Origin of the sequence: Erythrobacter sp., from assembly GCF_038133525.1 — a bacterium.
Taxonomy (GTDB): domain Bacteria; phylum Pseudomonadota; class Alphaproteobacteria; order Sphingomonadales; family Sphingomonadaceae; genus Qipengyuania.
Genome location: NZ_JAYPTL010000056.1, coordinates 2,062 through 8,739, shown reverse-complemented (window position 1 = coordinate 8,739; position 6,678 = coordinate 2,062). Strand labels below are relative to the sequence as shown.

At 62.9% G+C, this 6,678-nt stretch carries 8 protein-coding genes; 6 read left to right on the top strand and 2 right to left on the bottom strand.

The annotated features are described in order from the left end of the window. A partial coding sequence (locus tag AAFM29_RS13595; protein WP_341713329.1) for an ABC transporter ATP-binding protein occupies positions 1 to 698 on the bottom strand: 698 nt, incomplete at its 3' end. A gap of 84 nt (positions 699 to 782) precedes the next feature. On the opposite strand from AAFM29_RS13595, the gene AAFM29_RS13590 reads away from it, so the two are divergent. The 6 genes from AAFM29_RS13590 to AAFM29_RS13565 all read left to right on the top strand — a co-directional run bounded on the left by AAFM29_RS13590 (position 783) and on the right by AAFM29_RS13565 (position 5,991). Beyond that, positions 783 to 1,043, top strand: coding sequence for a zinc-finger domain-containing protein (locus tag AAFM29_RS13590; RefSeq protein ID WP_341713328.1), 261 nt, complete (start codon positions 783 to 785; stop codon positions 1,041 to 1,043). A 40-nt stretch (positions 1,044 to 1,083) separates the two neighbouring features. Then, complete coding sequence (gene tldD, locus AAFM29_RS13585) at positions 1,084 to 2,505, top strand: metalloprotease TldD (protein WP_341713327.1); 1,422 nt, start codon at positions 1,084 to 1,086, stop codon at positions 2,503 to 2,505. Positions 2,506 to 2,575: 70 nt separating this feature from the next. After that, the gene (locus AAFM29_RS13580; RefSeq protein WP_341713326.1) at positions 2,576 to 2,992 is read left to right on the top strand and encodes a hypothetical protein; all 417 of its coding nucleotides are present in this window, start codon (positions 2,576 to 2,578) and stop codon (positions 2,990 to 2,992) included. A gap of 77 nt (positions 2,993 to 3,069) precedes the next feature. Next, positions 3,070 to 4,038: an oxidoreductase gene (locus AAFM29_RS13575; RefSeq protein ID WP_341713325.1), complete on the top strand. Its 969-nt coding sequence runs from the start codon at positions 3,070 to 3,072 to the stop codon at positions 4,036 to 4,038. 70 nt (positions 4,039 to 4,108) lie between these two features. Beyond that, positions 4,109 to 5,359 (top strand): cytochrome P450, encoded by a 1,251-nt coding sequence (locus AAFM29_RS13570; protein ID WP_341713324.1) that lies wholly within the window; start codon positions 4,109 to 4,111, stop codon positions 5,357 to 5,359. Continuing rightward, a complete protein-coding gene (locus AAFM29_RS13565) occupies positions 5,359 to 5,991 on the top strand; it encodes a TetR/AcrR family transcriptional regulator (protein WP_341713323.1) in 633 nt (210 codons plus the stop codon). Before AAFM29_RS13570 ends, AAFM29_RS13565 begins: the two co-directional genes overlap by 1 nt. On the opposite strand, the gene AAFM29_RS13560 is transcribed toward AAFM29_RS13565, so the two are convergent. After that, the coding region (locus AAFM29_RS13560; RefSeq protein ID WP_341713322.1) for an MFS transporter at positions 5,988 to 6,678 on the bottom strand (691 nt) is incomplete at its 5' end. The two genes, AAFM29_RS13565 and AAFM29_RS13560, sit on opposite strands and share 4 nt — an antisense overlap.

Sequence of the window (6,678 nt, the reverse complement as noted above, 5' to 3'; positions counted from 1 at the left end):
GCCATGCCCACCAGCTCGCGGGTCGGCTTGTCGGCGATCAGCTCGCCGTGATTGATGATAGCAATGCGATCGCACAGCTGCTCGGCCTCTTCGAGATAGTGCGTGGTGAGCACCACGGTCACACCCTCGGCGTTCATCTCGGTCACCAGTTCCCACAGCTGGCGACGCAGCTCGACGTCGACCCCGGCAGTAGGCTCGTCCAGCACCAGTATCGGCGGTGAATGGACCATGGCCTTAGCGATCAGCAGCCGCCGCTTCATGCCGCCCGAAAGCGTGCGGGCATAAGCGTCGCGCTTGTCGGCCAAATGGACTGCGCGCAGCAATTCCTCGGACCGCCGCAGGGCCTTGGTAATGCCGTAGAACCCAGCCTGGTTCTCCAACACCTCGAACGGGGTGAAGAAGGGATCGAAGACGATCTCTTGCGGCACAATTCCGATCGAGCGCTTGGCATTGCGCGGATTGGTGCCGATGTCGAAGCCCCAGATCTCGGCCGTGCCGCTGGTCTTCATCACAAGCCCGGCGAGAATGTTGATCAGCGTCGACTTGCCTGCGCCATTGGGTCCCAGCAGGCCGAAGATTCCCCCCTGCGGCACGTCGAAGCTGACGCCCTTAAGCGCCAGCTTGGGCGGTTCGCCCGGGACCGGCGGGGCATATTGCTTGACGAGATTGTCGATACGGATGGCAGGCGGTGTGGTCATGGCGGGGGAGGTAGGCCCCGCAAAGAAGCGCGACAAGCGGCGAATCCTTGCGCGGCGACAAAGCACATATTATCGGCTGCCCACATGAGCCTGCCTCCGCCCGAGATCACCAAGGTCACCACCCACCGCGTTTGGTGCGATGGCGCGACCGACATCCGCACCGGCAAGAACTATCGTGCCGCCGCACTGGGCCACCCCAAGATCTATCTCGAGATTGACGAACACGGCTATGTCGACTGCGGCTATTGCGACCGCCGCTTCGTACTCGAAGGCGGACCGGCCGACGGAGTCGACCAGGCCAGCCTGACGGACATTTCCGAAGGTGCCGATCCCGGCCATCGCTGACCCCTGTTCCTTAAGCAGCTCGCACCCTACATAGGGTGCCATGACGCAAGCGAACGATCCGCACGCCCTGCTTTACAGCCAGCTCGACCCCGATGAAGCCAAGGCGCTGACCGCGCGCTTGCTGGCCCCTTGCGACGATGGGGAGCTGTACCTGCAATTTATGGCGAGCGAGAGCTTCGCATTTGACGACGGGCGACTGAAGACAGCCGACTATTCGCGCGATTCTGGCTTTGGCCTGCGCGGCGTGTCGGGGGAAACCACCGGCTTCGCCCATGCCAACGAGATCAGTGCCGGCGCGATCGCCTGGGCTGGCGAGACGTTGCAATTGCTCGACGCAACCCGATCTCCGCTGGCCGCCCCGCCCGAGCGGACCAATCGCCATCTCTATACCGACGCGAGCCCGCTCGACCTGGTGCCCTTTGCCGAAAAGGTCGCCCTGCTCGAGAAGATCGATGCCATTGCCCGCGCCAAGGATCCGCGCGTAGCGCAGGTATCCGCCAGCCTCGCGGCAAGCTGGAGCGCGATCGATATCATCCGCCCCGATGGTTTTACCGCGCGCGACATTCGCCCGCTGGTACGGCTCAATGTCAGCATCGTGGCCGAACAGAACGGGCGGCGCGAGACCGGCAGTTTCGGCTTTGGCGGACGCTATCTCTATGACCGGTTGTTCGATGAAGGTGCTTGGCTGCGCGCGGTTGACGAGGCGGTACGGCAGGCGCTGGTCAACCTTGAGAGCATCGAGGCCCCGGCGGGCGAAAAGACCGTGCTGCTCGGTCCCGGCTGGTGCGGCGTCTTGCTCCACGAAGCAGTCGGCCACGGATTGGAGGGCGATTTCAACCGTAAGGGCACCAGCGCCTTTTCCGGTCGGATTGGCGAGCGGGTCGCCGCGCCGGGCGTAACCGTGATCGATGATGGCAGCATTGCCGAACGACGCGGCTCGCTGAGCATCGATGATGAGGGAACGCCGACCAAGGAAACCGTGCTGATCGAAGACGGCATCCTGAGGGGCTATATGCAGGACCGCCTCAATGCCCGCCTCATGGGGGTCGAGCCGACCGGCAACGGCCGCCGCGAAAGCTACGAGCACGCGCCCATGCCGCGCATGACCAACACCTTCATGCGCGGTGGGTCGGATGACCCGGCCGAATTGCTCAGCCGGGTGGATGACGGGATCTATGCCACCAGCTTCGGCGGTGGCCAGGTCGATATCGTCAGTGGCAAGTTCGTTTTCGCCTGTACCGAAGCCTACAAGGTCGAGAAGGGCAAGATCGTCGCCCCGATCAAGGGGGCGACGCTTATCGGCGATGGCCCGACCGTGCTCACCAAGGTCCGCGGAGTGGGGAATGACATGGCGCTCGACGAAGGGATCGGCATGTGCGGCAAGGGCGGACAGAGCGTCCCGGCTGGCGTTGGCCAGCCAACTCTCCTGATCGACGGCATCACCGTCGGCGGTACCGCCTGAAAAACAAGGAAAGTCAGCGCCGGTTCAGGCAGACTAGCCTAGGATAGAAATTCCAATCGGGAGATTCGTCATGCTCAAGCCGGTGTTTGCCCTTACTGCAGCCCTGACTCTGCTCGCTGCGCCTGCCCTGGCGGATGAGCCCGAACAGGCAGAGATGACCAAGGGCGAGGCGAAACTCGCCAAGCTCCTTGAAGGGCGGGTCGCAGGAGAGCCGAGCCATTGCATCCGCACCTTCGGTGCACGCAACATTACCCAGATCGACGGAACGGCCCTGGTCTACAAGGACGGCAAGACTATTTGGGTCAACCGAACGCGCACACCGGACGCCATCGACGACAGCGAAATCATGGTGATCAAGCGCTTCGATGGCACCAATCTTTGCCGGACGGATCACATAACCCTGGTCGATCGGTTAAGCGGGGCGTTCTCGGGGATCATTATCCTCGACGATTTCGTGCCGTATCGCATACCCGAAGCCGAAGGCTGACCTGCATCGTCGAAACTGCGGGGCTGGCGCAAGCCCGCTCCGCAGCGCATAGGTTTCTCTGAACACAGGAGATTCCCATGCCCAGCCAGCAAGCCCCCATCGATTCCCCCTTTGGCTATCGCTCGACCGCGCGCGAGGTCGTGTCGGCTAGCGATGTCGCCGGCAAGATTATCGTGGTGACTGGCGGCTATTCGGGCATTGGCACCGAGACGGTGCGAGCGTTGGTGGGTGCGGGTGCGCGAGTGATTGTCGGCGCACGGCGGGTCGACCAGGCGCATGATGTGCTCGACGATTTCGACGGTGACATCACGGCCCTGCCGCTCGACCTCTCGGACCCAACCTCGATCGACGCGTTTGCCGAGGCCGTAGCCGGCGTTACCGACCACATCGACATCCTCATCAACAACGCTGCCATCATGGCCAGCCCGCTGGCCCGCGATGCCCGCGGTTTCGAGATGCAGTTCGCCACCAATCACCTCGGTCACTTCCAATTGGCCGCCCGGCTTTGGCCGCTGGTACTGGCAGGCGCACCGGGTGCGCGAGTGGTGGCGCTGTCCTCGATCGGGCACCGCCTGCACGGGCTCGATCTCGACGATCCGAATTTCGAGCATCGCGAATATGACAAGTGGCTCGCCTATGGGCAGGCCAAGTCCGCCAATGCGCTGTTCGCACTCCAGCTCGACAAGCTTGGCGAGCCCAAAGGGGTGCGCGCCTTCGCGGTACACCCAGGCGGCATCGCCACGCCGCTTCAGCGCCACCTATCCATGGACGAGCAGCGCGCAATGGGCTGGTACGACGAAGAAGGTAACGTCAACGAACACTTCAAGTCGACCGAAGAAGGTGCCTCGACCACCGTGTGGGCTGCAACTTCACCCCTGCTCGAAGGCATGGGCGGGGTTTACTGCGAGAACTGCAACATTGGCGCGCTAGCCGATGAGAACACCCCGCGCGGCGCAGGCGTATTCCCGCATATCCGCGACGAGGCCCTGGCCGAAGCGCTGTGGCGCAAATCGGAGGAGATGACGGGGGTGCGCTTCCCGGGTTGAGCATAGGCCTGCTTGCTCCCTTGAAGAGCTTAGGGTATGTACCCTAATCCTTTGGAGAGGGGGACCCCACATGGCCACTGCTGCCGAGCTGACCGTCAAGCCAGCCGAAATCGATCCGATCGACGTCTCGCGCAAGGAGCTCTACGTCGAAGACACTTGGCGCGAACCGTTCCGCCAGCTGCGCCAGCGTGCCCCGATCCAGTGGGTGCCCGAATCGCATTTCGGCCCTTATTGGTCGGTCTCGACCTACAAGCCGATCCAGCACATCGAGGCGCTGCCCAAGCTGTTTTCCTCAAGCTGGGAATATGGCGGAATCTCGATAGCCTTCGACCCCGACAAGCCGCTCGAAAACGAAATCCGCCAGCCGATGTTCATTGCGATGGATCCACCGCATCACACCGCGCAGCGGCGCACCGTGGCCCCAAGCTTCGGCCCGTCCGAAGTTGCCGAGATGAAGGCGGAAGTGCAGCAGCGCACGGCCGCATTGCTCGATACGCTGCCCATCGGCGAGACCTTTAACTGGGTCGAGAAGGTCTCGATCGAATTGACTACCGGCATGCTCGCCAAGCTGTTCGATTTTCCTTGGGAAGAGCGTCACAAGCTGACCGAGTGGTCGGACTTCGGCGGCGATGTCGAACTGATCCGCGATCCCGATGGGTTGATCCTGCGCAATGCAAAGCTACAGGAAATGGGGGTGGCCTTCGCCGCGCTTTGGCAGCACCGCCTGAACGCGCCGGGCAAGGACCTGATCAGCGTCATGTTGCAGTCCGAAGCGATGAAGGACATGAGCCCGGAGGAATTCATCGGCAATCTGATCCTTCTCATAGTCGGCGGCAATGACACCACCCGCAATTCGATGTCGGCCTATGCCTATGGTCTGAGCCAGTTCCCCGAGGAACGCGCCAAGCTGGAGGCCGACCCGTCTCTGATCCCCAATGCCGTTCAAGAGATCATCCGCTGGCAGACCCCGCTGGCGCACATGCGGCGCACGGTGATGGAAGACACCGACATGTTCGGGCCGATGATGAAAAAGGGTGACAAGGTCGTGCTGTGGTACATCTCCGCCAACCGCGATGAGGAGATCTTCGACGACGGCGAGTCCATCAAGGTCGATCGCCACAACGCGCGCCGCCACCTCAGCTTCGGATATGGCATCCACCGCTGCGTCGGTGCCCGTGTGGCCGAACTACAGCTGCACACGCTGCTTGAAGAAATGGCGAAGCGGCGGCTCCGGGTGAATGTCGTGGGCGAACCCGATCGCGTACCCGCGTGTTTCGTCCATGGTTACAAACACCTGCCGGTGCAGCTCTCGCATTACTGATGAAGACGCGCGACCGCATCGTTCTCACCGCGCGGGAGGTGTTCAACCGCGATGGCTATGGTGCGGTCACCACAGCCGCATTGGCCGAGGCTTGTGGCATTGCCGAGGGCAATCTCTGGTACCACTTCAAGACCAAGCGGGACCTACTGGCAGCCATCGCCGAGCAGTTTGCCGAAAACATCGAGCAACGCCTCAGGCGCAAGCCCGACCCGGGCGATCCGCTCGGCTCCTATTGCGCCATGCTGGGCGACTTGATGCAGGAATTGCGCGACTATCGCTTCCTCTATCGTGACCAGCCGCACTACGGCGAACATGTCGAGCCAATCGCCAGCCGCGTCGCCGAATGGCTGGTGCGAACCGAGGACAATATCGAGGCGCATTTCGGGGCGCTGGTCGATGCGGACCTGTTGTCATGGCCGAAGGAACGGCTGCACGATCTGGCGATCAACGCCACGATCATCCTGCGATATGGGCTGGAGCATCACGCCGAGTTGGGTCAGCCGCAGGGCGCGGTCCGCAAGACACTGCTGCAGCAGCTGACGCTCTTCGAAGGGCAACTCAATGAAGCGGCGCGAAGTGAGATTCGCGCGCAGATCGAGCGGATCGGCGAAGACCTGCGCGCCGCAGCCTAGACCTCGATCGTCCGGATCGGGGGGATCACCAGCAACCACCAGACTGCGCCCGCTATCGCTACCCCCGCTGCGATCCCGAAGGCGAGGCCGTAGGATCCCATCTGATCGACGATAATCCCGGTGATCAGCGGACCGACGATGCCCGAAGCATTGCCGATCGCGTTCTGAATTCCAACCCAACCACCCGCCGCACGCGGGCCGGCAAAGATCTGCGCCACCGCGAACAGGTTGACCGAAACGAAGCCGGTGCCGATCCCGGCCACCGCCAGCCAGCTGGCGAGGGTCCAGGCGTCTGCTGCAAACCATATCCCGGTGACGGCCACGCCGAGCATCGCCTGACCCACGATCATCAGCCAGCGCCGCACCCGCGCCTCGTCGGCACCGCGCGTCACCGCCATGTCGGACAGCCGCCCGACGACCAGTGCCGAGACCCCTTGGGTGGTGAAGCTGAGCGTTGTCAGCAGCGTCATCTCGGCAATGGAATAGCCCAGCGTCTTGGTGAGATAGAGCGGCAGCCAGGCGAGCAGGAAGTAGAAGCCATAATTTGACATGAAGTGCGCGACGCCCATCGACCACAGCGTGGGGACAGCGAAGAGCCGCCGCATCGGCACCGGGTCGACCACCGGGGTCGTTACCTTGTCCGAGCGAAGCGGGCCGCTGGCCATATGCCAGGGGACCAGCCACAGC

Bases quoted from the DNA above. Each gene is read 5' to 3' on its own strand.
- AAFM29_RS13590 (WP_341713328.1), top strand. From the start codon at position 783: ATGAGCCTGCCTCCGCCCGAGATCACCAAGGTCACCACCCACCGCGTT.
- AAFM29_RS13575 (WP_341713325.1), top strand. From the start codon at position 3,070: ATGCCCAGCCAGCAAGCCCCCATCGATTCCCCCTTTGGCTATCGCTCG.
- tldD (WP_341713327.1), top strand. From the start codon at position 1,084: ATGACGCAAGCGAACGATCCGCACGCCCTGCTTTACAGCCAGCTCGAC.
- AAFM29_RS13580 (WP_341713326.1), top strand. From the start codon at position 2,576: ATGCTCAAGCCGGTGTTTGCCCTTACTGCAGCCCTGACTCTGCTCGCT.
- AAFM29_RS13570 (WP_341713324.1), top strand. From the start codon at position 4,109: ATGGCCACTGCTGCCGAGCTGACCGTCAAGCCAGCCGAAATCGATCCG.
- AAFM29_RS13565 (WP_341713323.1), top strand. From the start codon at position 5,359: ATGAAGACGCGCGACCGCATCGTTCTCACCGCGCGGGAGGTGTTCAAC.